This is a genomic window from Pontibacter akesuensis, from assembly GCF_001611675.1.
Classification (GTDB): Bacteria; Bacteroidota; Bacteroidia; order Cytophagales; family Hymenobacteraceae; genus Pontibacter; species Pontibacter akesuensis.
Genome location: NZ_CP014766.1, coordinates 3771533 through 3795756, shown reverse-complemented (window position 1 = coordinate 3795756; position 24224 = coordinate 3771533). Strand labels below are relative to the sequence as shown.

Here is a 24224-nt window from a genome sequence, read left to right as displayed (position 1 = left end):
CGCCCCAAGTATAAACTGGTTCGGAAGGGCTGCTTTATACTTGAATAGCCTTTGCTTTTACTGATTTGCAGCGTCTACCCCCGCCTGTGCCACGGTGTGGTCGTTCTCTACGGTGCTTCCCGAAACGCCGATAGCGCCAATCACTTCGCCATCCGCTCCCTTGATCGGAATACCGCCCGGAAACGTGATCAGGCCGCCGTTGGAATGCTCAATGTTAAATAGCGAACCTCCCGGTTGCGATAACTCCCCGATCTGACCGGTGTTCATGTCGAAGTAGCGGGCCGTTCTGGCTTTCTTCATGGCAATGTCCACGGAACCAAGCCAGGCACCGTCCATTCGGGCAAAAGCGGTTAGGTTGGCGCCCGCATCTACCAGTGCAATGTTCATTTTAAGGCCCAGTTCGTTTGATTTTTCAATTGCTGCCTGCACTGCAGCCTGAGCTTGTTTCAGAGATAGGTTCATGAGGTGTAGTTTGATTTAAAAAACAAGTATAGGTACCTAACCCGGTGCTCCATTGTTTGTTCAGTTCCCGGTAAGGCTGGTCAGGACGTATGGATTTGTTGTGAAGGCCCTGATTCCTCCTGTCAACAACCTGCCACCAGCTAATGTGCCACCCACAGGCAGCAGCCTCACCTTCTGATTTACCAGAATGTGGTATGGCGGGGTTCGTTTATACTTGAAGACATGGTTGTTTCGGCTGCCAGGGTAACCATTGCCGCTGATTGCAGTATTTATAGTCTATCACCCAACTAAACATAATGGATACCACAGAAGAGCGTGTAGAGGAGTCAGGGACTGTATTGCCAAACCCAAAGGATGCAGAGGTTACGGAGGAGAGCGGAAAAGTAATGCCAAACCCACAGGCATTGCTTCCAAATGCGCTGCAGGAGGTTAATGTGGTGTTCATGGGGCCCGTGGTGGACGGCTATTTTCAGCCGGTTCCTGACAAGCTTAACAACCCGCCCCGCTGGGAACAGGGCAGCTACAGCATCGCTTCCGGCAAGTGGCCATCCCCCAACCTCAATGCCGACCTGATGGACCTGACGCCTTATAACGGGTACGCCATTCTGGTAGTGGCCTCTGCCTGGAACAAAGAAGTCATCAGCAAGGCGCGTGTGTTTGGTGTGCTCACTACCATGGCCAGCGACGTTGTGGCCAAATTCGCCTACGAGAACCTGCAGGAAAAAGAAGATGAGATAGCGGCCTATATCTCTGGTATCAGCAACTGACGAACATCCGGGTTCTCTAAGATGACTTGAAAGCAGAAGCCCTGACCCTGCTTTAGCTGCCCGAACTGCCGCTTATACTTATCCCAAAGCACTTCCCGCTCATGCGGCTCTGTGGCGGATACACATCTGGCGGAACTGGAGTGTGTGCGCTAAGATCTGCTGCGCTGGGTAACAGGCTGCGCTGGGTAACAGGCTGCGTTGTGTTTATTGCTACGGCTGCTTTGCACGTAAGGCCAGTCCGTTCAAACCTGAACAGCCCGTTTACAGGTGGCTTCTCTTCATCTTTACAGGAAAGCGTAAAATACTGAACGGACGATAAAGCATAGTGTGCCTGATATGGAAGCCGATATACACTGAAACCTTATATTTCCTTATATTTATACCAACGGTTCACCTTATTTTAATTTTCCATTGACGCAACATGCTAGATGCCCCCAATCTTATAAAGAAAATAGTTGGAGCTACTTATGCAAAAACAGATTTAACCTGGCCTGCCTGTTAACGTTCCTACAAAAGGCGGTATTACGTACCGCTTGCCCTGGCGGGAACGCGCCTAAAAAATAGAAGACGAACAATGATAAAAGCTGCTCCGTTGCCGCCAGATACACTTAGAATTTTTGAGACTCTCCCTGATCCATACCTGATCCTTTCCCCCGATCTCACGATTCTTACGGCAAGTGAGGGATACCTGAAGAACACCCGCCATAGCCGTGCCGCGCTGCAGGGGAAAACACTACAGGATGCCTTGCCGGCCGGTATGCCACCGGATGCCCAGCTTCAGGTACATCGGTCTCTGGAGTGGGTGCTTGCGCACAAACAGCCGCAACAGCCACTACTACTAAGCCACGCCGCCCGGCAGCCGGATGCAGCCGCAGCAGAAAGCTACTGGCGCCTCTTCAACACGCCTGTGTTGGATGAAGCGGGAAACGTGCAATACCTTGTTCTGAAGCTTGCGGATGTAACGGAAGCTATACTTACAAAGCAGCAGTTAGAGCACCTAAGCCAACAGCAGGAACAGTATGACGCTGAACTGAATGCTGCCCGGGCAGAAGCGGATCTGCAGCGGCATAAAATGCACCATATCCTGGTGGAGGCGCCGGCGATGATCTGCGTTTTTGAGGGACCACACCATGTGTTCAAATTTGTCAACCCGCCTTACCAACAGTTGGTGGGCGAGCGATCCATTATAGGAAAGCCTATTGCCGAGGCTATGCCGGAGCTGGCGGGACAGCCTATTTTTGGGCTACTGGACCATGTGTACAATACCGGCGAAACCTATCATGCGCACGAGATGAAGGTGCAGCTCGACCACGAAAATTCGGGAGCCATCGGCCATAACTACTACAACTTCACGTACCAGGCGCTCCGGGATATCCATAACAACATCGACAGTATTCTGGTGTTTGCCTATGAGGTGACGGCGCAGGTGGAGGCCCGGCAGAAGGTGGAGCAGCGGGAACAAGCCCTGCAGCTATCAAACGAACAGCTTACAGCGGCTAACGAAGAAATTCAGGCTGCCAACGAACAGCTGACCGAAGTGCAACAGGCGCTCCAGGAGCTTAACAAGCGGCTTGAAAAACGTGTCGCAGACAGAATGCGCCAGTTAGAAATGGCCAAAGCCGAAATAGAGCTGCAGCGCAACCGCCTGCAGCAGTTGTTTATGGAAGCCCCTGCCCCTATCGTTATCCTGGATGGCCCGGAGCTCACATACCAACTGGTAAACCCAGCCTACCAACAGATTTTTCCGGGAAGGGATTTATTGGGCAAGCCATTGCTAAAGGCGCTTCCCGAGTTGGAAGGCACGCCTCTCCTTGATATCCTTGCTAATGTATATAATACCGGACAGACTTATCAGGCACAGGAGTTTCCCCTGATGCTGGCCCGCCACGAGGGTGCTCCGCCTGAGGAAATATTCTGGAATTTCACGTACCAGGCGCGTCGAAACGAACTAGGAGAAGTAGATGGCGCAATGGTTTTCGCCCACGACGTAACAGAGCAGGTAAAGTCACGGCAGGTGGTGGAGCAGCGCGCTGACAGCCTCCGCCTCATTACGGATGCCCTGCCTGTGCTGATCGGCTACCTGGACAAAGACGAGAAGTACCGCTTTGCAAATAAGGCTTATGAGTCATGGTTTAACATGGACCCAAAACAGCTGCTGGGGCGTCCTGTTCGCGAGGTGGTCGGCGAGGCGGCATACCAGGGTGTTAAAACCTATATTGACCGCGCACTTGCCGGGGAGCGGCTTGATTTTGAAAGCAGGATGCCGTACCGCGAAGATTTTGTAAAGCACATCCGCACCAGTTATGTGCCCGACATCCAGCAGGGCAAGGTAGAAGGATTTTTCACGCTCGTAAACGACGTGACGGAACAAAAGCTGGTACTGCAGAAAATAGAGAAAAGCGAAAGAGAGGCCAAAGCGCTAGCCGACAAACTCCTTGCCGCCAATGCAGAACTTTCCCGCTCCAACAAAGCATTCCAGAAACTTACCAAGCAGCAGCAGCAACAGGTAGAACTGGTGGAAAACAGCAATGACTTCATAAGCTTGGCTTCTCCCTCAGGACGCGGGGTATACCTGAACCAGGCCGGGCTTGAGTTGGTAGGGCTCACTGCCGCACAGGTGAAGCAGGTAAAAATTACGGACTACTTTCATGAGGATGACAAAGCGGCTGCAGAAGCGTCTTTGTTACCCGCGCTAAAGGAAAATGGCCGCTGGACCGGTGAAAGAAATCTGAGGCATTTCCAGACAGGTGCAGACATTCCGGTGCATTACAACAGCTTTTCCATCAAGGACCCTGAAACCGGGGAGATACTTGGTTTGGCAGCTATCGCAATCGATATTTCCGAACGGAAAAAACAGGAGACGGAACTGCAGCAACTGTCGGATCAACTCGCGGCCACCAACATGGAGCTAAGTGCAACCAATGAGCAGCTCACGCGCACCAATATTGACTTAGATAACTTTATCTATACGGCTTCACATGACCTGAAGGCTCCTATTTTCAACATTGAAGGCCTGGTGCGGGTGCTCCTAAACTCACTTCCAGCCGAGGCATTGGCTGGTGAGGGGTTGGAGAGTGTACCGGCCATGATTGAAGAATCCATCCAGCGGTTTAAAAGCACTATCGAGCACCTGACGGAGGTAACGAAACTGCAGAAGGAAAATAACCAGGGCACCGAATTGGTTGACCTGGAGGAGGTGATTGGCAACATAAAACTTGACCTAAAGCCACAACTCGAAGCTGCCAATGCCACGCTGCACGTTGATGTAGCGGACTGCCCAAACATCCGCTTCTCTAAGAAGAACCTGCGCTCGGTGGTTTACAACCTTATTTCAAATGCCATCAAGTACCACGCTCCCGACCGAGCTCTTCAGATTGAAATCTCCTGTAGGCAGGAAACCAATTACGCCGTACTTGCCGTGAAAGACAATGGCTTAGGGATAGACCTGACGAACAGCCGCAAATTATTCACCATGTTTGGGCGCCTCCACGACCATGTAGAAGGATCTGGTGTGGGGCTATACATGGTAAAGCGCATCATTGAGAATGCCGACGGAAAAATAAACGTGGAAAGCAAATTGGGAGAAGGCTCTACCTTTACTGTTAGCTTAAAGAATTAGTCTCCAAACAACTAAAAAATGCTGTTTCGAAGGAACGGCATCCGGCGCTTTTTAAATAAATTCCATAATGCATTGGCCGCAGGAAACAGGATATTCTTGCGGCCAATGCGTTATGGAATTCTTTAGTCCTTGTTACCTGCCCGACCTGTCCAGGTTTTTCCCCAGGTCCTGCACCTGCTTCATAAAGCTCTCGATAGTTTCGTCCGAATAAAGGCCATAAGCATCGGATATCGTGCCCTTCAGGCCCGTGTTTGTTTCCACTACGTAAAGTATGGCCATGTCGTCCGGGTTAGTCTCTCCTTCGAAGCGGTAGAAATTAACAATTTGCAGCTGCTCAGGTTTAAAGGTCTCATTCGTTGCCAGGGCACACAAACCATCTTCCGTAACCCTGAAATCTGTTGTAAAGCCATCTTTCCGTACTCTGTTGAGGACGGTAACCATGGACGTGAGTTCTACTTTATTTTGCATTGTTTTATCTTTTAACTGCAACAGTATATTTTAGAGAGCAGCAGGCATACGTATAGCAGCCAAACTCCCGAATTGTTTATTACCCGGCTATACTTGTATGTACGGCCCAAAAGGGAAACACAGCGAAAAACCAGGCGCGATGCTCCCGTACTTCGCTGTGCTTCTTTTTTTCAGTAACAGGACTAGGCAAGGCCAACTGTGGCTAAACATGCTACAAGCCTGCTGCCTTACAACAAGGTTAGTCCCTGCTCTTATTTTTGATCAGCATGACGGCAGCGGTCGTGATAGCCGCACCAATGGCCAGGCTCTTTAACAGGCCTGCTTTGTCATACTTCCACTGGGCATTCATGCCGCGTTCCTTCCAGATATTTGGAAAGCTGCCGCTTTTGATATCATCTATTATGCCCTCTACCACATCCACGCGGTCTGCCACAATGAGGGGAATCCAATGCGCGAAACTGCCTTCTCCATACTTAAAGGCATGGCGGCGAAGCTTTCCGCTAAGGCCACTCGGTGGCTTGGAAGTACCAAATACAGCCGTAACGTTTGGGCGCTCAATGGAGTGCAGTACTTCAACGTCTATCGGTTGCTGCTGCGGCCTGTTCCAGCTATAGCCTTCATGGTCATCGGCTGACCGTTTCCGCATGGGGTATGTGGGGTCATTCTTCGGATCTGCATCAATGCCCCAGCCATTGATGAGATTATAGTCTACTGGTCTGTTTTCCATAATATGTCTGTTTTACATTCTTGCTGAAGGTGGAATAAGCACTGGCTTGATGCAATTATCCAGCTTGTCTGAGAAAATACGGTAGGCGTCTGCCACCTCTTCGAGCGGGAAATGATGGGTTATCAGCGCCTTAGGGTTAAGCACGCCGCTTTGCACGTGCTCTATCATTTTCGGCAGCAAACGCTTTACCGAGGCCTGATTACCACGTATGGTCAAACCTTTGTTCAGAGCGTTTCCAATAGGAATCATGTTGCCTGTTGGTCCATAAACCCCTACCACCGATACAATACCACCCTTTTTAGCCGAGTTGATGGCCCACTGCAGCGCGGTGGCAGAACCTGCCTGCATCAGGGTTTTCCTACCCGTAATAGTTTGAAACTTACTGCCGGCTGCCTCGGCACCCACTGCATCAATACACACATCGGCACCCAGCGAGTCGGTTTGCTTTTTCATGAACACCACCGGGTCTTCGATCGAGCGGAAATTATAAGCTTCGCACTGCGCATAGTTTCGAACGAAATCCAGGCGGTACTCTTCCTGGTCAAAAACAATAACACGGCCAGCGCCGAATAACCAGGCGCACTTGGCAGCCATAATTCCTACGGGGCCGGCACCGAATACCGCTACGGTATCACCTTTTTGAATACCACCCATTTCAGCCGCCTGGTACCCGGTAGGCACCACGTCTGTCAGCATCACGGCATCATCCGGGTGCATGCCGCTCGGAATCACCATCGGGCCTACATTGGCATAAGGCACCCGTACATATTCTGCCTGCCCGCCATTGTAACCACCAGCCATGTGTGAATAGCCAAAAATGCCTCCAACGGCTGTCGCCTGTGGGTTAGCTTCGTGGCAGTTGCCATACAGCTCCTGCTTACAGAAAGTACACTCGCCGCAGGCAATGTTGAAAGGTACAATCACCTGGTCGCCTACTTTTAATTTATGTACATCAGAGCCGATTTCTTCCACCACCCCGATAAATTCATGTCCGAACGTTTCCCCTACGCGGGTATCGGGTACGTTGCCGTTATATAGGTGCAGGTCAGAGCCACAGATACACGCACGCGTTACCCGCACAATGGCGTCTTGCGGGTGCAGTATTTCAGGCATGGGTTTATTTCGATCGAGGCGGATTCTTTGAGGCCCCCGGTAATTCATTGCCAGCATAAGCTTGTTTTCAGTTAATGTGAGACAAAATGAGAATCAATTATCTTCCCTATCGCCACGCCTCCTGTACAGGACGAGGTTTAGCACAGCTTACAGGTAAGTACCTGTTTTACAAAATCAAGGTTGCATAATTCTAACATTCCCGGAGAAGCGTTATATTTAAATAGTACTATAAACCAAAGTTGAGTAGCTTCTATAATGAGTAGCTTCTAAATAAGTATGTGGCTTTGCAGGATTAGCTACACCCCTCCAACAAGTATAGATTCAGTACCAGGCATTGAAAATATACTGGCGCACCTTTAAGTGCAGTGCCTGCCACCCTATGTAGCATCCGTATCAGGTTGGGTATAAGTGTCCTTTTTCATGAATACTGTTGTGGTGATGCAGGGAAAGATACCGGCTTCAATTAGCTGCAGAATTACTTACACGTGCAGTGTAACCTGCCCAACACCTCAACCCCTTTGCCTGTCCTTCGTTTTATTTGAGTGAATAAATAGCCGTAAACCCATGGAAGACGCAAAAGGAAGAAACGCAGAAGCCCCGAAAGAAATACCGGCCGCCGGTTGGAAACAGGTAATGCTCCGTGTAAAAGAGCAGCTGGCCACGGATAACATCAGCATTGTGGCGGCCGGCGTTGCCTTTTACTTTTTCCTGGCGCTGTTTCCTACCCTTGCCGCCATCATCTCGATTTATGGCCTGGTTACTTCGCCCGCCGAGGTGGAGCAACAGATGGAGCAGCTTACATCCGTGTTACCGCCCGAAGCGCATGATATGCTTACCGAACGGCTCCGTAACATTGCCCAGCAGTCTAGCAGCTCCCTGGGCTGGGGAGCGCTTTTGGGTATCGTTTTGAGTTTATGGAGTGCCAACAGCGGCACCAAATCCCTGTTTGAGGGAATCAACATCGCTTACGACGAGGAGAATGACAGGAGCTTTCTTAAACTCAACGCAATCACACTGCTCTTTACGCTCGGCGGCATTATTCTTGGCTCACTCTGTGTAGCGCTTGTAGTTGCCTTCCCGGCCATTATAGAACACCTGGGTTTGCCGGACTGGCTCGAAACAGTGTTGCAGCTAGGGCGGTGGGTATTGCTCATCGTGTTTATAATGGGTGCCCTGGCGCTTATTTACAAAGTGGCGCCGAAACGCAACAACCCAAAATTCAGGTGGGTAAGTTGGGGATCTGCCATGGCAACGGGGCTTTGGCTGTTGGGCTCGCTGTTGTTTTCGTACTACGTGAACAACTTCGGCAACTACAGCGAAACCTATGGTTCTGTTGCCGCCGTTATCATCCTAATGCTCTGGTTTAATTTAACCAGTTTCATCATACTTCTAGGGGCTGAAATCAATTCCGAGTTGGAGCATCAAACGGCTAAGGACACCACCGTTGGAAAAGAAAAACCACTGGGTGAGCGCAATGCCTACCATGCCGATCATGTGGCAGGCGATCCGGGAGATGAGCAGAAGAGTGAAAAATAAAAAAGCCGGAGTTTTACCGGGAAGTATAGGTATGATTAGCAGTTCGTACAAGTAAGCAGGGTTCGCTTCTGCCGGTGTCTATACTTATACGCTTTCAGCGTACTTTCTCTATGCGCCGAAAACATCGCGGCCCTAATGTGGCTGCTAAACCAAAATAAAAGAGAATGATTTGTGGGTTAGGGGATGCTATTCCACAGCACGGAAATAAATCTTCTCCGGAAATTTCCCGAGGGCAAAGAGGGTAACATCGCAGAGCCACACCGATTGTATCGAGTGGTTCCTGGGCTTATAGTAAGCACCACCGCCCGGCTCTCCCAGCCTGGTTTGTTCCATGGCCAATGCTCCTGAAAACGGCTGCTCGCTCATTTCCACCGTCACCCTGTTTCCTCCCTTTGCCAGGTAATCAAGCATGTCATCTGCTCCGGCCACCATAGCCAAGTTTCCTTTCGGGCCAGGGTAATCCGGGAGATCTATATACCAGGTGCCGTGCGACTCCTTGTAAAAAGTAAATATCGTAGTATCAGCGGATGCCTTGTTCCAGACCATCAGAACAGCGCATAGTAAGGCTATTTGTAACAAAACCAACATCCTTTAAAACAGCAGGGTATGCGGCAAAGTTTCCAATAAGGCAGCGATTTAGTTAACGCTCAGGCGTTGCAGAATGGCCTTGCAGGGGTAATCAGACGTTACAATAAACATGTGCGGGGTATGCAGCGGCACGGCAAAATAATCACCAGCCTGCAGGCTGTGCGTTTGCTCGCCGGCTATAATGTTGCAGGTGCCCTCTACAATCAGGAAACGCTCCAGTTCATCCTCGTGCACTTCCTGGTCAGACCTGTCCTTGATCCAGACAATGGCTGTGGTGGCCGCTGGTGTATAGCCAATAATCCTGGCGTGGATATTTTCGGCGTCCGGTGGCAGCATCATGTCTTCACGATTTAACCAGGTGGCAAAATCCTCAGGGCGCGAATTTTCCGTTACAACGGGTGGTGTTGCAGGAAGTTCCCCCTGCTTCATGCGCTCCATATAATCAATGGTGGCCATGAGCAGCGGTTTTACAGTATTTCTGGGCTTCACTGCATGTGCCAGTGCATACGCCTCCATCGCCTGACTGATAGCATCAATCTCCTGGCGGATTTCGGGATACGCCGCTGCCATTTCCTCTACGCGCTGGGTCTGCTGAGGCGTGGTGGCACCCATCACATAAAGCTCCAAAACCCCGGATTCTAAAAATTCACTAAGCATAGGGTTCATGCTGATTTTTCTGCCTTTAAATGTATGAATGCCTTTTTCAGGATTGTTCTTAACGTTTCTTCAGTGATATTAAGTTCAGCGGTTACTTCAGAGCAGCTGTACCCTTTCAGGTAAATCAGCTCCAGTATGGCGCGTTCCTGGGGTTCCAGATCACAAAACGGCTTTGGCTTCGGCTCCCGCGCCTGCTGTGGCGCAGCACTGGCCGAATTTCCCGGTATATACTGCCCGTTCTTCACTGCTTCCAGTGCAATCCCCCGGGCAATAGCCAGTCCCCAGATAAGGAATCTGCCTTTGGAGGAATCGTACACATCGATGCGCGACCAGATTGCCACAAATGTTTCCTGCAATACCTCTTCCGCCTGCTCTTTATCGGGCACTATCCTGGCAATTACGCCCATCATCACAGGTGCATAAGCATCGTACAACACGCTTAGCATTTCCTGTTTGCCCTGTTGGAGCGCCTCTACCAAACTTTGCTCTGTTTCTCCCTGAAGATCAATTCCTGACATAACTCATTTATCTCCCGACACTGCCTTCCGTTGGTAACGGAGGTATAGGTTTTAAATTTAACAAAATCCGTTTGAAATACCTAGAACCGGGAAGGCAGCTGGTCTACTGCGCACCCAGGACGGGTGCAATGACAGGGGGTGCTGGTTTCCGTAGGTATTTTTCTTAAAATGTTATAACACAGTATTATACTGCTATTTTAAGCTTAATCATAGTACGGTATTGCAGGAAAGAAAGTCCGGTAATTGCTTCAAGAAATGCAAAAAGCCTTTGGTTCAGCGCAAGTCAGGTAATGCCTTACCTCTCCGCACTTCTCTCTGGAAGACTCCTGGCTGGTATCAACGGCTTATACTTGCTAAAGGCCAAGATCACCTTCCGAACAAGTATGGAAGGATGCTTTATCCCCTGTTGTCGGTTGATGCAATTGGCTTTTGTTTCACCTGTCTATCAAAGCCATATTAGCTGCTGGCATTAAACTGGTGAGCCTTAAATAGTATTCTTTTAAACAGCATAACAATGGCAACTGTAAACACTTAGCTCAACTTTAGCGGCGACTTTGAAATAGCTTTCAACTTCTAAAAGCCACTATTTTTGGGGAGGTGAATCCACCGCGATGCAACGTTCTTCTGCACGTCCAGCACAGCCTGAAGAGAAACAAGCGAGGCAGACACAAGAATAAACGAGCCCTCTTGATCACCAGGCATAAAAAAAGGAGCCTGCAGCTCCTTTTTTGTTTTATACTTTGCTTTGCTAGATTCGGTCAGAAGTATCGGCCTCGCCTACGGCTTCAAAATGAGAAGCCTGTTTGATCGTTTTCTCTTTGCCGTTTGCATCCTCGTAAGAGCGCTCTTCCACTTCCACTGAAAGCGTTTTGCCTTTAAGCTCTTTCGAGTCCACCTCCTGCTTTTCAATGCCCAAGGCTTTCAGGAACGCAGCAAGTATAGGCTGGCCCGGCTCACTTAAGTAAAAACGCTGGTTCACGAATCCATCCTCATTTTCGAGGCGGCAGTTGATAAACGGAATCTCCTTGTTTTCGCTTTTGCCCTCTTCCACTTCTGTTATCTTCACCACGTGTCGGCCTTCCGGCAGAAACGGCTTTTCCTCTATCTTCAGTTTCATAATTCTCTCTGTTGATTTGCTAATAATTTACGCATTACACCACTCTTGGTTTATTATTTGTGTATAAAAACGCTTAAAAACTAATTTTATTAGCATAAATTTCACATATGTGCCCCTCCAGCTGATTCTAGAGAATTCGCTTAAGCTCTTAAACCAACACCTCTAGAAAAAGCGCCCTATCGGTTGTATCCGATAGGGCGCTTTCCCAAAAAGTATATTGTAAGCAGTAGCGCTTGCGCCCGAAACGCCTCCTCCTGCTACTTTTCCGACTGCTCCAGCTTATTCAGTTCCTGCACATCCTCCTCAGTCAATGAAATGGATGCGGCTTTATAATTCTCTTCGAGGTGCTTTACCTTAGAAGTACCCGGAATGAGCAGGATATTGTCGGCGTGGTGCAACAGCCAGCTCAGTGCGATCTGGTGCGCAGAGGCATCATACTTCTTTCCTATCTCCTGTAGCTTGTTCAGGGCTCCCACATTGCCTGCATTGATCGGGTTCCATGGAATGAAAGCCATGTCCTGTTCGCGGCAGTACTGCAGTTCGTCTTCCCACTTTCGGAAGTCCACGCTATACTTGTTCTGCACCGATACCACCTCAAAGTACTCCTGTGCCTTTTTGATCTCCTCTACCGACACCTCCGACAGGCCAATATGCTTTACCAGCCCCTCTTCCTGCACCCGCTGCAGAAACTCCAACGTTTTCTCGTAAGGCACCTCCGGATCGATGCGGTGCAACTGGTACAGGTCAATCCGATCCTGCTTCAGGCGCTTCAGGCTTCCTTCAAGTGCTTTCTGCAGGTAATCAGGGTCGGCGTTAATCGGCCATACATTAGGGCCGGTGCGCGTAAGGCCGCCTTTAGTGGCGATCACCAGGTTCTTCGGGTATGGATATAAGGCCTCTGCAATCAATTCTTCCGACACATTAGGGCCGTAGCTGTCAGCTGTGTCGATAAAGTTGATGCCCAGTTCCACGGAGCGTTGCAGCACGCGTATCGCCTCCTCTTTGTCTTTGGGCGGTCCCCAGATGCCCTCGCCCGTGATGCGCATGGCACCGAAGCCCATTCTGTTTACCTCCAGGTCTCCGCCAATGGTGTATGTTTTTTCAAATGATGTTGTCTCAGCCATAGTATTAAGTTTGTTGTCGATGTGATTCGTTTCTTTCTTAATTCTACGGCCTGCATCCCTTCGCGTTGAGAAAAGCCCTGATCCCGTTTCCTGCATACCTGTGCTGACAGCATCAATATCAGAAAACAGCGCCTCCTGCTGCGGTTAGCGGTGCACTGCCGCGTGCGTGGTGGCTCCGCTGTGCCGGGCGGCATTTACACTCCAGATGCCGGAGCCGCGCGCTGCCATGTACAGAAACAGAAAGCAGTAGAGTACGGCTGTTTCGCCCTGATTTGTTACCGGGTTCCAGCCTTGCGGAAAGTGCGCCATGAAAAAGGCTGCTGCCATCTGGCCACTCGCAATAAAGGCGGCTATGCTTGTAAACAGGCCAATCGCAATCAGAATGCCTCCCACAAACTCTATAATACCAGCCAGCCCCATCAACGAAATTAATTCTACCGGTTGGTCGCCACCCAAAATGCCAAACAGCTTTTGAGCACCGTGTATGGCAAACATCAAGCCTGCCACAATGCGAAGTATCGCGTACAGGTGCGGGCTGTAATTTCCTAAAAATCTTTCCATAGTAATTTTGGCTTTTTGTTAAAAGGTAGGGACAAAGTATGATTTAATCTAATACTTAAAGACGCTTATAACTATATAAGGTTAGGTAACAGCTATTTATAAAATAATTAATACATAGCTATCGCATGGCAAATCTCTCTCCTGGCATACTTCATACAGCGCCATTCTATCACCCAAAGCAAGAGAAGTATGAGGATTTGTCATCCTGAAAGGATCTTGGTGGCGAACGGCAGAAGCGGGCAGTCAGTGCTTTCTTAGCCTGCCCACAAGATCAATTCAGGAGGACAAAATTGTGTAAAGTATTTCTGTCCTCCTGTTTAAAAATCAAGCTTTTGCACTTGCATAAAGGTACAGGCAGGGACATCGTTTAGCGCGCTACCTAATCTTAAGCCGCCATTACCCGTAAACTATAGCATGGCGGTGCAAACCCGCATTAGTATAATTAGAATCAAACAAACCCTAAAAGAGAAAACTATGAGTACGAACAACAGAAATATTGAGAACGAAGGAGATTTTGACAAGGATAAGAATGTGAGCGGACGCCCGCAGGGAACAAATACCGGCCCGGTAGCCGGCGGTGCGGATAACACCCGCGGCGAAAACAAGCCAAGCCGCGAAGGAGATAGTGGTGGAGCCAAAGCAGGCAAAAATAGCCCCGATCATAACGACCATACCAACCTGACCACCACCAGCCGTGGCGCAGACAGCACCGACAAGGAATTCCGTACAGACCAGCCAAACGCCAGCACGTTGAAAGCACACAAGAGCAACGTGGACCTGGACGAGATCCGCAAGCAGAACGATCAGGATAAGTAGGAATCACATAACTTATTAAATATAAAAAAGCGTCGCTCCCGATCAGGAGCGACGCTTTTTATTGCCCTGGATTCCCGCGACTGCCTTTGAGAAACAGCGTGGCTATACTTGCCTTACAGCTTATGCAACTTAAAATAACCCAGGTGCAGTTCGTCTTCAGGTACAGCACCGCCTGGTTGTATCGCCAGGGTATAATGCTCCTTTTGCGCTGGGGACAAAATATCCTTTACCTGGTATAGCTCGTCCACATCCACACCAAACTTCTCGTCGATATGCGATGGCGCTCCTTTGATGCCGGTATGCCTGTAAAAAGCTGTTTGCCTGGCCTGCCGTATAGCCGCTTTTTTATCTTCGGCAACTGCCAGCATCTTGTAGTGAAATTCATCAAACTCCCCTGCTTTGTACCCGCCCAGGTTCAGGAAAAACAACCTGTTTTCTGCTGCTGCTTCATGGGACACCTCTGCACGAAGTATAACTTTTACTTCGAAACCGTCTACCTGCGTCACCTCGCGCCAGGCATCAACATGCAGGTTTCCCTTCGCCTCGGGCCAGAAGGCTTTAGTTGCCGGCACCAAATCCTTTATAGCTTCGCCAATTCCGAAGAAAATATCGTGTTGCTCTGTGTTTCGGCCTGCTGGACGGCTCCCGAGCAGGAGCATGTATAATTTGGGTTGTTGCATGCTGAAATAGAAATGGCAGGGCCTAATGGCAACGCTTTCGTTTTATACTTCTTAACTTAGCAGAAATAAAACAAAAGGGCAAATGCGGTTAAAAGGAAACTTGAGCCAGATTAAAAACAGCAGGGACAACCAGAATGTGGATGTGGAGCTGTACATTGATAAGATTGAATACATCACGAATAAAAAGGACGGCAGGTATACACAGCCATTCGAGTTTGTGGATGAGTTAGACACGCCCCTTGTGCTGACGGGGGATTGTCTGGCGCGCGTACAGGATAAGCACCTGGAGGAGGGCGAGTTCGCCTATCAGGTGTATGATAAGGTGGAGGGAGAGTATGTCCTCAACCCGGACAAGTACCTGGAATTAACGGTGGCTTATGATTTTGATGCAGACCTAACCATCCTGACAGCTGCCTACTACACCGTCACGGTTTCCAACGAGGAATTCAAGGATATCAAAGCTGAAAGAAGCAAGGAGAAAAAGCAGAAGAAAGGCAAAGGCCGAAAGGGCAGATCATAAACTGGTGCTGTGACGGCAAGTATGGCTGTTATACTTCGCTTTTCAGAAACCACGCCACCGCGCTTTCCACCACTTCTGTCGGTACCGTGTGCGGCCCGTCGAACTCCTGGTATTTAACCTCAAAGCCCTGCCGTTGCAGTTGCGGCACAATGCGCCTGCTGCAAGGGTCAATCGGCAAAATGCTGTCGTGGATGCCGTGTGAAATAAATACCGCCGGGTTGCCATGCAGTTCTGCAGTGTGGGCAAAGCCTGGGGAAAAGGCCAGGATGTGGGTGAAGAGATCGCCGTTGGTTAGGCCAAGCGTGAGGGCGTACGAAGCCCCATCCGAAAAGCCACCCACGGCAACACGGGCTGTTTCAATGGCATACCTATCGAAAACCTGCTGCAGTGCCTGGTCTATATAAAGTACATCCGGGCCGAAAGCACGGCTGGAGATAATATCCCAGCTTGGGGCACGGGAAGCCGGCGCAATAAGTATGATGTTAAGCGCATCGGCCTGCTTTCGAAGCAGCGACAGCCCCTGCTCAGCGTTGGCTCCTGCCCCATGCAGCATTACGGCCAAGGCAGCCGGCTTTTCACTGCTGTAGGAACTTGGTATGTATATTAACCCCTCCTTTTTGCCGTCCAGATTCAGGGGCTGCATGCCTGTCTTCAAATCGTTCGCCTTCGCTCCCGTTGCTGGCTTTGCTGTTAACCGGCCGGTCTTGTAGCTGTCTCTTTTTGTCATTATCTCTCCTTCCGCTTCAACAGTACACGCAGCAAGTATACCCATGCCGTAAAAGCTTACCAGCAGGAACACGATCAGGCTGCACATGGCAGCTGCCTTTGCTGTAAGATTCTGCATTTAATACTTGCTTTCAAGGCCACCCACCCGATAGCCACAGTTCATTAGTTTACGGTTACCTGGAGGTCTGGTTCCTGTTGGACTTGTATGGAGAAGAGGGTAAGGTTTGAATAACTTGGTGGTGTATGTGGAAACAATTAACCTGCCCCTGCGAGGAGGGGAATTAACTTTAGCCCCAAGTATAAATTCATGCGCTATAAAAGGGGCTATCAGTTTTGATGAAGTGCCTTACGCCACCACTATCATCACGACGACAGAAAGATCTATTTAGAATTCAGGCTTGATCTCTCACCGCGTTCGAGATGACAGTGTTAAATGAATTACTCGTACCGAAAATTCCCCTCCTCGGAGGGGCAGGGGTGGGTTAACATATACAGAAAGAAAGCAAATAAGATTGCCCACGCCAGTTACAAACTGGCCCCATGAAAGCTCCAATTTGAAAACTTGAAGCATGCTGTAATGCCGTTTACTTCAACGTATCCAGCACCTGGTACATTTTCTTCACAAGCGATGCCGAAGAGCCGTTGTAGTTGTTCACCAGGAAGGAAAAGGCATACTGCGTCCCATCTTTGGCCGTGTGGTAGCCGGTAAAGCCTTTTACGCCGCGAATGGTGCCGCTTTTCATCTTCATGCCGTTGTAAACCGGCAGCGATGTATAAAAGCCGCTGAACCAGGGCTGCTTTTGGGCATGCTGCAGCACCTGCACCTGTGCGTGCGTCGTAACCCGGTTGAGGGGCGACAGGCCGGAACCATCCACCACGTTCAGCTCACTTTCAGGAATGCCCCGTTTGCGCCAAAACGCTTGTACCGCCTCTAAGCCTTTGTCTGTAGCGCCATTTCCGGTTTGTTTAGCGGCAATAGTTTTAAGCAGCGCTTCGCCGTACAGGTTAATGCTCTTGCGGTTAAACCAGTAAATAAGGCTGTCAAGTGGCGGCGATGTGATGGTGTGAAAAGTGGTGTAACCGGCTTTCGAAAGTTTCTCTTTTTGCTGTACCTCTTCCTGCTTCGGCAACTGCACGCCTACGCCTTCCAACGTTTCAGCCAGCGTTCGCACAAACTGATGCGAAGCCGATGGCAAGGCCCCCGAAATACTGAAGCTGCTCTCGTTTACCGGTATAGTGCCCCGGATAACAGCAGAAGAGCCATTCAAAGGGAAATAAATATAGGCATTGTCGCCGGTGCCGGCTGCGGCAGAAGTAAGCTCTGAGCGCAGGGTATAGCCATGCAGGGCGGGAACCGTTTTCACAATAGTAACCGGGTCACCAATCTGCTTTCCGGACTTCAGGAGCACATCGTACTGATTCTCGCGCCAGTTGAATTTCGACGGCCCTGCCCCATAATAATTCCCGATGTCCTGCCACATCCACCCGTCCGGAACAGTTTCTTCGTTCCAGCCGCTGTTGTCGATTATTACCGCGTCAAAAAATTTGATTCTCAGGTTCCGGATGGCCAGTACGGCGTCTTGCAGCACCAGTTCCTCTTTCGTGTCTTTCCAGCGCCAGGAGCCGAAAGCTGGGTCACCGCTGGGTGATATGAGCAGTGAAGTTTTTCCGTTGTTTTTCTGATAGGCGAAGCTGGTTTTATAGCGAAAGTCCTGCCCCAGCAACTCATAGGCACTTGCACTTGTCAGCAGTTTCATGGTAGAGGCAGGCGCTAGCCCTATCCTTTCGTTCTCCCCAAAAATCACTGCACCCGTTTTGGCATCTACCACATACAAGGAAGCTATGGCATTGCGCAACTGCGGGTCGTTCTGAAAAGCCTTGAAGGCGGCTTGTAACTTAACGGGTACTGGCTGAGAAAAGGCGGTAACGTGCACCAGTACTAAAATCGTCAGAAGAAGAAGTTTGATAGAGAGTGATTTCATCCACAAAAAGTAAGCATTTTATGGGAATGATGCACAGACTTTACCACGCTGCATAAGGGCTTTGCTAATCGCACATCCTCTTTGATGAGCTAAAAACAACATATGATGTGGCAAAATTTAACTAATCTTGCCTGACTTATGTTATCTAAACTGGCATGGAAAGTACTTTTTATACCTCCTGTTATACCTCCTGCCAATTGAATTTATACTTGACAAACTATATGCAGACTTTAAGCGATAAAGAATATAAAAACGAGTTCGTAGAAAGCTTCCCCGGCGATGAGAGTGGCGACCTGCGTCCACGGCAAACTCCGGGCGTTTTGTACAGCAAAGCCAAACCTACTCCTGTCGAGAAGCCTGAACTGCTGGCTTGGTCGGATGACCTGGCAAAAGAACTGGGCATTCAGAAACCAAATGATCAGAAGGACATCGACATACTGGGTGGCAATTTTGTGACGGACACCATGCAGCCTTACGCCGCCTGCTATGCCGGGCACCAGTTTGGCAACTGGGCCGGACAGTTGGGCGACGGTCGCGCCATTACCTTGGGCGAGTGGGAAACGCCCGACGGCAAAAGCTGGGAACTGCAGCTAAAAGGCGCAGGCCCCACCCCCTACTCCCGCAGAGCCGACGGCAGAGCAGTGTTGCGATCCTCAGTGCGTGAGTACCTGATGAGCGAGGCGATGCATTACCTGGGCATTCCTACCACACGCGCCCTTAGCCTGGTCTCCACGGGTGATCCGGTGTTGCGGGATATGTTTTACAATGGAAATGCGGCCTACGAGCCGGGGGCCATTGTGATGCGCGTAGCTCCGAGCCTGCTCCGTTTCGGAAACTTTGAAATGCTGGCGGCCCGAAAAGAAAAGGAGAACCTGCAAAAGCTGGTTGACTGGACAATTTCGCGCTATTACCCGCACATCCAGGGCGAAGGAGACGAGCGCCTACTTGCCTGGTTTAAGGAAGTGGTGGAAAAGACGGCTGGCCTGATGGTGGAGTGGCTGCGCGTGGGATTCGTGCACGGCGTGATGAATACGGATAATATGTCCATACTCGGGCTCACGATTGACTACGGCCCCTACTCTTTTGTAGATAATTACGACCTGAACTTCACCCCGAATACCACCGATTTGCCGGGTAAGCGCTATGCCTTTGGAAAACAGCCCTCTATTGCCTACTGGAACCTGAGCCGCCTGGCCTCAGCCATCGCGCCACTGCTTTCCGGGACGGAGGAACTGGTAAAAACACTCGCCACATTTGATGAAGCCTTTACAAGCAGGTACATGACCATGATGGGCAATAAACTGGGACTGGACGAGGCGAAGAAAGAGGATGCGCCGCTTTTCGCGCAAGTTGAGCGCATGCTTTCAACCGTACAGCCGGACATGACTATTTTCTTTCAACTGCTTATCGACCTGCCACTTGGCCTGGAGGATAAGGTGGCTGTAGTAGCTTATTTCAGGGAAAGCTTTTATGCTGACCTGAATGCCGATGAAAAACTGCTGTTGTGCTCTTTTGCACAAGCCTACCAGGAGCGGATGAAAGTTAACACCATTACACCTGAGGCATCACAGGAAAAGATGCGTGCGGCAAACCCGCGGTTTATACTTCGCAATTACCTGCTTTCGCAGGCGATAGAGCAACTGGAGGCAGGAAACAACGAACTGTTCCTGAAGCTGCAGGAGGCAATGAAAGACCCGTATGCAAACAAGTTTGATGAGTTCTTTGCCAAAAGGCCGGAGTGGGCAACAAGCAAAGCCGGCTGCTCTATGTTGTCCTGCAGTTCTTAATTTTGAAGTATAGAGATCAACAAAGGCCAAATAACAAGAAAAAGCAACATGACATTCAACGAAATATACAGCAGGATTTTACCTTTTTGGGGAGAAACAATTGACTTTTCGGACGGGATGATTCTGGAGGCCAAGCCACAAAAGAAAGGCTTAAGTATAATGCCGCAGGCCGCATCCAACTTCTACTCGCCAACCTTTAGCAACCGGTGGAACGAGGCAGAGGAAGCAGTGGCCAAAGAAGATGTTTATGGCAAGGTGATGGTGTGGACGATGTACCAGCTCTTCCATCGCCAGGCCCGGCAGCTATTTGAGAAAGGCACCTTTACCCTGGCGCCAGCTACAATCAATAAAGTAGAATTGGAAACGCTATACTTCAAGAACCTGCAGGAAGATGCCGGGGAAGAAGAGATCGGTCACTATCAGCGGGTGGTAGAGTAATCATAACAGCTAAAAATAAAAAGCCCTTGCTACTCTCGTGGCAGGGGCTTTTTGTTTTTAGGCGGCAAATATTTCCTCCGGATTCTTAAAAGCCTTAAACTCAATGGGGTTTCCGCTGAAGTCAAGTATAAACATGGTGCGTTGCTCACCTTTCTGCCCTTCGTAGCGCGTTTGAGGCGCAACGATAAAGTTGATGTTGTGCGCCTCCAGCTGGCCCTGTACCCTTTCGAACTGCTCATAGGTCAGGATACAGCCAAAATGCGGAATGGGCACGTTCACGCCGTCTACCTTTCCGCAGTAATCAAGCGGCGGAATATTGGTGCTGATGTGGGCAGAAAGCTGGTGACCAAAGAAGTCGAAATCAATCCAACTGTCGGTGCTCCTCCCTTCCTGGCAGCCAAGTATGCTTACGTAGAACCTGCGCGTGGAAGCGATGTCTTTAATTTTGAAAGCGTAGTGAAATGCGCTCATGCTAGTATCCTTTTTCAAGTGAAATAATATTTTGCAGCGGCTCTCCTCTCTGAAGCCTGTCGTAGTTGTCGAGAATCTGCAGCACGGCCGTTTCCGGGTCTGTTTTACTCGCCATGTGCGGCGTGATGTTAATGTCCGGGTGCTTCCAAAACACATGCTCCTGCGGCAGTGGCTCCTCCCGAAAAACATCCAGACTAGCCCCGGCCAGGTGTCCGTTGTTTATCATCTCCACCAGGTCCTCGTCCACCACATGCTCCCCTCTTGCGGCATTGATTACGAAGGCACCTTTTGGCAACTGCTGAAGCGTGCCTTTATTCAGAATGTTAGCCGTTTCCTTTGTGAGTGGCAACAGGCAAACCAGAATTTCCGATGCCGCTAAAAAGCTGTTCAGCTCTTCCTCGCCCACATACACCGCCACCCCTTCTAATTCCTTCGCAGTTCTGGCCCAGCCACATACATTAAAACCCACTTTATGTAATTGGCTGGCAACATGTGCGCCCAATTCACCTACCCCCATTACACCCACGGTTACATCTGCAATGCGTTTGTAGGGCCTGGGCTGCCAAGCCTGCTGCTGTTCCTGCACCTTGTAGGCAGCGAGTCCGCGTATGTGGTTCAGGGCTAGCGCCAGGATAAACTCGCCCATGTCCTGTGTCAGGTTAGTGTCTACAATTTTTGTTACCGTTACACCTTTAGGCAGTTCTGTGTCTTTTAAGATATGGTCCACGCCAGCACCCATCGAGGAGATGCACTTCAGGTTTGGAAATGCCTTGAAAACACCCAGCGGGTGGTTCCAGGCCAAGGCAAATTCTACTTCTTCTGCCTGAGCATCATCCGGGTAAATTCTAATCTCTACGTCTGGTCTGTTTTTCTTCAAGGCTTTCACCCAGGGGCTTAGGTCTTTTCCCTGGGTGACAATCGTAATCGGCATAGGTGAGTTTAAGTATAATATTGTATGATCAGGTGTCGTTAAAGTGGCACTGTTTGATGACAACAAGATACCGGTTTTTACGCAGGGCGCGGCAACCTTTTACCTTTTTGTGCTGATGTAATAACACCTGATACGCCTCATCCTACTTCCGGGTCCGCTGCCATCCCGGCAGCTTACCCAATGCTACCGATAAACGGCTGCATGAACCTATCGTATTATGCAGGCGTTTTTACGGTGCCAATCATTCCTATACTTACCTATGCTCCGCTGGATAGATGTCCTGAAATTTGCCAAGTACAGTAACCCCGAGCCGCGGGAAAGAGAGGAAAAGACGGACGAGGAATGGCAGCAGAAACTTACGCCGGAGCAGTATAATGTGATGCGGCAAAAAGGCACAGAATCGCCTTACCGCAACGCCTACTGCCGCTCGTACGAGCCGGGTATTTATACGTGCGTTGGCTGCGGCACGCTTCTGTTTAACGCTACTGAAAAATATCATGCCATCTCCGGTTGGCCCAGCTTTACACAGCCCTCCACCAAAGGAGCCATCAAGTATATGTTCGACGACAGCCACAACATGCAGCGCATAGAGGTGCAGTGCAACACCTGCGATAGCCACCTGGGCCATGTGTTCAACGATGGGCCGGTACCGCACGGGCTGCGCTACTGCATCAATTCAGCAAGTATACAGCGGGTTGATCTGGAGAACGATCACGAATAATCTAAAAGCAGAAGGCACTCATACAAGTATGAGTGCCTTCTGCTTTTAGATTTATTATCTGAAGTATAGCCGAAAAGACCTGCACTATTTACTTCGCTACCGTTCTTTCAATTTCGCGCAGGTTCTCCATTTTCTTGTTGCGCAGGAAACCGTTGATGTCCTCGAAATGCTCCCTGATGCGCTTGTTGCCGAACTCAAACACCTTGTTTGCCAGGCCATCCAGGAAATCCCTGTCGTGCGACACCAGGATCAGCGTACCGTCGAAGCTGCGAAGGGCGTCTTTCAGAATGTCCTTTGTCTTGATGTCCAGGTGGTTGGTTGGTTCGTCGAGAATCAGCAGGTTCACGGGCTGCAGCAGCAGTTTGATCATGGCCAAACGCGTTTTCTCCCCGCCCGACAGCACCTTTACCTTTTTTTCGATCGTGTCGCCACTGAACATGAACGCTCCGAGCATGTCTTTTATCCGGGTGCGCACATCGCCTACGGCAATTTGGTCAATCGTCTGGAACACCGTCAGTTCCTCATCCAGCAAGGAGGCCTGGTTCTGGGCAAAGTAACCGATCTCACAGTTGTGGCCCAGTTGCAGCTTACCGTCAAAGTCGATCTCGTTCATGATCGCTTTTACCAGCGTGGACTTGCCCTCACCGTTTTTGCCGACAAACGCTATTTTCTCGCCGCGCTCAATCGTCAGCGACACATCCTCAAACACCGTGTGCTCACCATACTTCTTAGCCAGGTTCTCCACAATAACAGGGTAGTTGCCGGAGCGCGGGGCTGGCGGGAATTTAATGTTCAGGGCAGAAGTGTCCACCTCATCCACCTCCACTATCACCATCTTCTCCAGCATCTTCACCCGCGACTGTACCTGCAGCGTTTTGGAGTAAGTGCCTTTAAAGCGGTCGATAAAGCCCTGAATATCGGCAATCTCTTTCTGCTGGTCGTCGAACTGCCGCTGCTGCTGCTCACGCCGCTCTTTGCGCAGTTGCAGGTATTGCGAGTAGTTTACTTTATAATCATAAATGCGGCCCATCGTTACCTCAATGGTACGGTTGGTGATGTTATCTACGAAGGTCTTGTCGTGCGAAATCACGATAACCGCCTTGGCATTATTCACCAGGAAATCCTCCAGCCACTGGATAGATTCGATATCCATGTGGTTGGTCGGCTCGTCGAGCAGGATCAGGTCAGGCTTCTGCAGCAGGATTTTAGCCAGTTCAATGCGCATGCGCCAGCCACCGCTGAACTCCTTAGTCGGGCGAGTGAAATCCTTTCGCAGGAAGCCCAGGCCAAGCAGCGTTTTCTCTACCTCCGCATCAAAGTTAATATCTTCGATGGAGTAGTACTTTTCACCCAGTTCAGATACCTGCTCAATTAGTTTATAGTAGTCGTCGGAGTCGTAGTCGGTGCGGGTCTCAAGCTGGGCGTTCAGCTCATCCATCTGCTTTTTCATATCCAGCACCTGAGCAAAGGCCTTGGAAGCCTCCTCGAAAACAGTGCAATTGTCTTCGGTGAGCAGGTGCTGCGGCAGGTACGCGATCACGGCATCCTTGGGTGCAGAAATCTTTCCCTTAGTTGGCTTGTTCGCCCCGGCAATGGTCTTCAGCAAGGTTGACTTGCCTGCCCCGTTCTTACCCATGAGTGCAATGCGGTCGTTCTCGTTGATGTTGAACCCGATATTGCTAAAAAGAGCCGAACCGTTAAACTCGACTGTTACTCCGTCAACTGAAATCATAAAATCTAATTAAGGGTGCAAATATAGTATAAACCCTGCTGTGATGCAGGCGGTGCCGCCCGGGAAATTATACTTTATGCGGTGTTGCTTCTGCTAAGAGATACAAAAGCGGAAGTATAAAAAGTTCTGCCAGGCGGGATGAGATTATACTTCCGCACAGGTG

24 protein-coding genes are annotated in these 24224 nt (G+C 50.0%); 8 read left to right on the top strand and 16 right to left on the bottom strand.

Annotated features, from left to right (window positions below):
- Positions 1-57: 57 nt before the first annotated feature.
- Complete coding sequence (locus A0W33_RS16025) at positions 58-462, bottom strand: GlcG/HbpS family heme-binding protein (RefSeq protein WP_068839109.1); 405 nt, start codon at positions 460-462, stop codon at positions 58-60.
- A gap of 296 nt (positions 463-758) precedes the next feature.
- On the opposite strand from A0W33_RS16025, the gene A0W33_RS16020 reads away from it, so the two are divergent.
- Positions 759-1229 carry a hypothetical protein gene (locus A0W33_RS16020; protein ID WP_068839108.1) on the top strand — a complete coding sequence of 157 codons (471 nt, stop codon included), beginning with the start codon at positions 759-761 and terminating at the stop codon, positions 1227-1229.
- A 574-nt stretch (positions 1230-1803) separates the two neighbouring features.
- The gene (locus tag A0W33_RS16015) at positions 1804-4848 is read left to right on the top strand and encodes a PAS domain-containing protein (protein WP_068839107.1); all 3045 of its coding nucleotides are present in this window, start codon (positions 1804-1806) and stop codon (positions 4846-4848) included.
- Between the two features lie 132 nt (positions 4849-4980).
- Here the strand turns inward: A0W33_RS16015 and A0W33_RS16010 are convergent, their stop codons facing one another.
- The 3 genes from A0W33_RS16010 to A0W33_RS16000 form a co-directional block, all read right to left on the bottom strand.
- Positions 4981-5316, bottom strand: a complete 336-nt coding sequence (locus tag A0W33_RS16010) for a hypothetical protein (RefSeq protein ID WP_068839106.1) — start codon at positions 5314-5316, stop codon at positions 4981-4983.
- Positions 5317-5554: 238 nt separating this feature from the next.
- Positions 5555-6043 (bottom strand): hypothetical protein, encoded by a 489-nt coding sequence (locus tag A0W33_RS16005; RefSeq protein ID WP_068839105.1) that lies wholly within the window; start codon positions 6041-6043, stop codon positions 5555-5557.
- A gap of 12 nt (positions 6044-6055) precedes the next feature.
- Positions 6056-7213: a zinc-dependent alcohol dehydrogenase gene (locus A0W33_RS16000; RefSeq protein ID WP_068839104.1), complete on the bottom strand. Its 1158-nt coding sequence runs from the start codon at positions 7211-7213 to the stop codon at positions 6056-6058.
- Positions 7214-7720: 507 nt separating this feature from the next.
- On the opposite strand from A0W33_RS16000, the gene A0W33_RS15995 reads away from it, so the two are divergent.
- Positions 7721-8692 (top strand): YihY/virulence factor BrkB family protein, encoded by a 972-nt coding sequence (locus tag A0W33_RS15995; RefSeq protein ID WP_172798129.1) that lies wholly within the window; start codon positions 7721-7723, stop codon positions 8690-8692.
- A gap of 186 nt (positions 8693-8878) precedes the next feature.
- Here A0W33_RS15995 and A0W33_RS15990 read toward each other — a convergent pair whose 3' ends face one another.
- The 6 genes from A0W33_RS15990 to A0W33_RS15965 all read right to left on the bottom strand — a co-directional run bounded on the left by A0W33_RS15990 (position 8879) and on the right by A0W33_RS15965 (position 13257).
- Positions 8879-9238 (bottom strand): DUF6717 family protein, encoded by a 360-nt coding sequence (locus A0W33_RS15990; protein ID WP_068839102.1) that lies wholly within the window; start codon positions 9236-9238, stop codon positions 8879-8881.
- A 90-nt stretch (positions 9239-9328) separates the two neighbouring features.
- Positions 9329-9937, bottom strand: coding sequence for a cupin domain-containing protein (locus A0W33_RS15985; RefSeq protein WP_139237253.1), 609 nt, complete (start codon positions 9935-9937; stop codon positions 9329-9331).
- Positions 9938-9942: 5 nt separating this feature from the next.
- Entirely contained in the window at positions 9943-10455 is a 513-nt protein-coding gene (locus A0W33_RS15980; protein WP_068839100.1) for an RNA polymerase sigma factor, read from the bottom strand.
- A 748-nt stretch (positions 10456-11203) separates the two neighbouring features.
- Complete coding sequence (locus A0W33_RS15975) at positions 11204-11572, bottom strand: hypothetical protein (protein ID WP_068839099.1); 369 nt, start codon at positions 11570-11572, stop codon at positions 11204-11206.
- 257 nt (positions 11573-11829) lie between these two features.
- Positions 11830-12696 carry an aldo/keto reductase gene (locus A0W33_RS15970; protein WP_068840198.1) on the bottom strand — a complete coding sequence of 289 codons (867 nt, stop codon included), beginning with the start codon at positions 12694-12696 and terminating at the stop codon, positions 11830-11832.
- Between the two features lie 144 nt (positions 12697-12840).
- Positions 12841-13257, bottom strand: coding sequence for a DoxX family protein (locus A0W33_RS15965; protein WP_068839098.1), 417 nt, complete (start codon positions 13255-13257; stop codon positions 12841-12843).
- 474 nt (positions 13258-13731) lie between these two features.
- On the opposite strand from A0W33_RS15965, the gene A0W33_RS15960 reads away from it, so the two are divergent.
- Positions 13732-14073, top strand: a complete 342-nt coding sequence (locus A0W33_RS15960) for a hypothetical protein (protein ID WP_068840197.1) — start codon at positions 13732-13734, stop codon at positions 14071-14073.
- 113 nt (positions 14074-14186) lie between these two features.
- Here A0W33_RS15960 and A0W33_RS15955 read toward each other — a convergent pair whose 3' ends face one another.
- On the bottom strand, positions 14187-14732 hold the full coding sequence (locus tag A0W33_RS15955) for a DUF1543 domain-containing protein (RefSeq protein WP_244888606.1): 546 nt from the start codon (positions 14730-14732) through the stop codon (positions 14187-14189).
- A 103-nt stretch (positions 14733-14835) separates the two neighbouring features.
- Here A0W33_RS15955 and A0W33_RS15950 point away from each other — a divergent pair, with 103 nt between their 5' ends.
- Positions 14836-15273 carry a hypothetical protein gene (locus tag A0W33_RS15950; RefSeq protein WP_068839096.1) on the top strand — a complete coding sequence of 146 codons (438 nt, stop codon included), beginning with the start codon at positions 14836-14838 and terminating at the stop codon, positions 15271-15273.
- A gap of 28 nt (positions 15274-15301) precedes the next feature.
- Here the strand turns inward: A0W33_RS15950 and A0W33_RS15945 are convergent, their stop codons facing one another.
- Positions 15302-16117, bottom strand: coding sequence for an alpha/beta hydrolase (locus A0W33_RS15945; protein WP_229802324.1), 816 nt, complete (start codon positions 16115-16117; stop codon positions 15302-15304).
- Between the two features lie 466 nt (positions 16118-16583).
- The gene (gene dacB, locus A0W33_RS15940) at positions 16584-17981 is read right to left on the bottom strand and encodes a D-alanyl-D-alanine carboxypeptidase/D-alanyl-D-alanine endopeptidase (RefSeq protein WP_074937292.1); all 1398 of its coding nucleotides are present in this window, start codon (positions 17979-17981) and stop codon (positions 16584-16586) included.
- Between the two features lie 221 nt (positions 17982-18202).
- Here dacB and A0W33_RS15935 point away from each other — a divergent pair, with 221 nt between their 5' ends.
- Positions 18203-19768 carry a protein adenylyltransferase SelO gene (locus tag A0W33_RS15935; RefSeq protein WP_068839095.1) on the top strand — a complete coding sequence of 522 codons (1566 nt, stop codon included), beginning with the start codon at positions 18203-18205 and terminating at the stop codon, positions 19766-19768.
- A gap of 48 nt (positions 19769-19816) precedes the next feature.
- On the top strand, positions 19817-20206 hold the full coding sequence (locus A0W33_RS15930; RefSeq protein WP_068839094.1) for a hypothetical protein: 390 nt from the start codon (positions 19817-19819) through the stop codon (positions 20204-20206).
- Positions 20207-20263: 57 nt separating this feature from the next.
- On the opposite strand, the gene A0W33_RS15925 is transcribed toward A0W33_RS15930, so the two are convergent.
- Both A0W33_RS15925 and A0W33_RS15920 read right to left on the bottom strand, forming a co-directional pair.
- Complete coding sequence (locus A0W33_RS15925) at positions 20264-20677, bottom strand: VOC family protein (RefSeq protein WP_068839093.1); 414 nt, start codon at positions 20675-20677, stop codon at positions 20264-20266.
- A 1-nt stretch (position 20678) separates the two neighbouring features.
- On the bottom strand, positions 20679-21608 hold the full coding sequence (locus A0W33_RS15920; protein ID WP_068839092.1) for a 2-hydroxyacid dehydrogenase: 930 nt from the start codon (positions 21606-21608) through the stop codon (positions 20679-20681).
- A gap of 259 nt (positions 21609-21867) precedes the next feature.
- Here A0W33_RS15920 and msrB point away from each other — a divergent pair, with 259 nt between their 5' ends.
- Positions 21868-22329, top strand: coding sequence for a peptide-methionine (R)-S-oxide reductase MsrB (gene msrB, locus A0W33_RS15915; protein ID WP_068839091.1), 462 nt, complete (start codon positions 21868-21870; stop codon positions 22327-22329).
- Between the two features lie 88 nt (positions 22330-22417).
- Here the strand turns inward: msrB and A0W33_RS15910 are convergent, their stop codons facing one another.
- Positions 22418-24061 carry an ABC-F family ATP-binding cassette domain-containing protein gene (locus A0W33_RS15910; RefSeq protein ID WP_068839090.1) on the bottom strand — a complete coding sequence of 548 codons (1644 nt, stop codon included), beginning with the start codon at positions 24059-24061 and terminating at the stop codon, positions 22418-22420.
- Positions 24062-24224 lie beyond the last annotated feature (163 nt).

Bases quoted from the DNA above. Each gene is read 5' to 3' on its own strand.
- A0W33_RS16025 (WP_068839109.1), bottom strand. From the start codon at position 462: ATGAACCTATCTCTGAAACAAGCTCAGGCTGCAGTGCAGGCAGCAATT.
- A0W33_RS16020 (WP_068839108.1), top strand. From the start codon at position 759: ATGGATACCACAGAAGAGCGTGTAGAGGAGTCAGGGACTGTATTGCCA.
- A0W33_RS16015 (WP_068839107.1), top strand. From the start codon at position 1,804: ATGATAAAAGCTGCTCCGTTGCCGCCAGATACACTTAGAATTTTTGAG.
- A0W33_RS16010 (WP_068839106.1), bottom strand. From the start codon at position 5,316: ATGCAAAATAAAGTAGAACTCACGTCCATGGTTACCGTCCTCAACAGA.
- A0W33_RS16005 (WP_068839105.1), bottom strand. From the start codon at position 6,043: ATGGAAAACAGACCAGTAGACTATAATCTCATCAATGGCTGGGGCATT.
- A0W33_RS16000 (WP_068839104.1), bottom strand. From the start codon at position 7,213: ATGCTGGCAATGAATTACCGGGGGCCTCAAAGAATCCGCCTCGATCGA.
- A0W33_RS15995 (WP_172798129.1), top strand. From the start codon at position 7,721: ATGGAAGACGCAAAAGGAAGAAACGCAGAAGCCCCGAAAGAAATACCG.
- A0W33_RS15990 (WP_068839102.1), bottom strand. From the start codon at position 9,238: ATGGTCTGGAACAAGGCATCCGCTGATACTACGATATTTACTTTTTAC.
- A0W33_RS15985 (WP_139237253.1), bottom strand. From the start codon at position 9,937: ATGCTTAGTGAATTTTTAGAATCCGGGGTTTTGGAGCTTTATGTGATG.
- A0W33_RS15980 (WP_068839100.1), bottom strand. From the start codon at position 10,455: ATGTCAGGAATTGATCTTCAGGGAGAAACAGAGCAAAGTTTGGTAGAG.
- A0W33_RS15975 (WP_068839099.1), bottom strand. From the start codon at position 11,572: ATGAAACTGAAGATAGAGGAAAAGCCGTTTCTGCCGGAAGGCCGACAC.
- A0W33_RS15970 (WP_068840198.1), bottom strand. From the start codon at position 12,696: ATGGCTGAGACAACATCATTTGAAAAAACATACACCATTGGCGGAGAC.
- A0W33_RS15965 (WP_068839098.1), bottom strand. From the start codon at position 13,257: ATGGAAAGATTTTTAGGAAATTACAGCCCGCACCTGTACGCGATACTT.
- A0W33_RS15960 (WP_068840197.1), top strand. From the start codon at position 13,732: ATGAGTACGAACAACAGAAATATTGAGAACGAAGGAGATTTTGACAAG.
- A0W33_RS15955 (WP_244888606.1), bottom strand. From the start codon at position 14,732: ATGCTCCTGCTCGGGAGCCGTCCAGCAGGCCGAAACACAGAGCAACAC.
- A0W33_RS15950 (WP_068839096.1), top strand. From the start codon at position 14,836: ATGCGGTTAAAAGGAAACTTGAGCCAGATTAAAAACAGCAGGGACAAC.
- A0W33_RS15945 (WP_229802324.1), bottom strand. From the start codon at position 16,117: ATGCAGAATCTTACAGCAAAGGCAGCTGCCATGTGCAGCCTGATCGTG.
- dacB (WP_074937292.1), bottom strand. From the start codon at position 17,981: ATGAAATCACTCTCTATCAAACTTCTTCTTCTGACGATTTTAGTACTG.
- A0W33_RS15935 (WP_068839095.1), top strand. From the start codon at position 18,203: ATGCAGACTTTAAGCGATAAAGAATATAAAAACGAGTTCGTAGAAAGC.
- A0W33_RS15930 (WP_068839094.1), top strand. From the start codon at position 19,817: ATGACATTCAACGAAATATACAGCAGGATTTTACCTTTTTGGGGAGAA.
- A0W33_RS15925 (WP_068839093.1), bottom strand. From the start codon at position 20,677: ATGAGCGCATTTCACTACGCTTTCAAAATTAAAGACATCGCTTCCACG.
- A0W33_RS15920 (WP_068839092.1), bottom strand. From the start codon at position 21,608: ATGCCGATTACGATTGTCACCCAGGGAAAAGACCTAAGCCCCTGGGTG.
- msrB (WP_068839091.1), top strand. From the start codon at position 21,868: ATGCTCCGCTGGATAGATGTCCTGAAATTTGCCAAGTACAGTAACCCC.
- A0W33_RS15910 (WP_068839090.1), bottom strand. From the start codon at position 24,061: ATGATTTCAGTTGACGGAGTAACAGTCGAGTTTAACGGTTCGGCTCTT.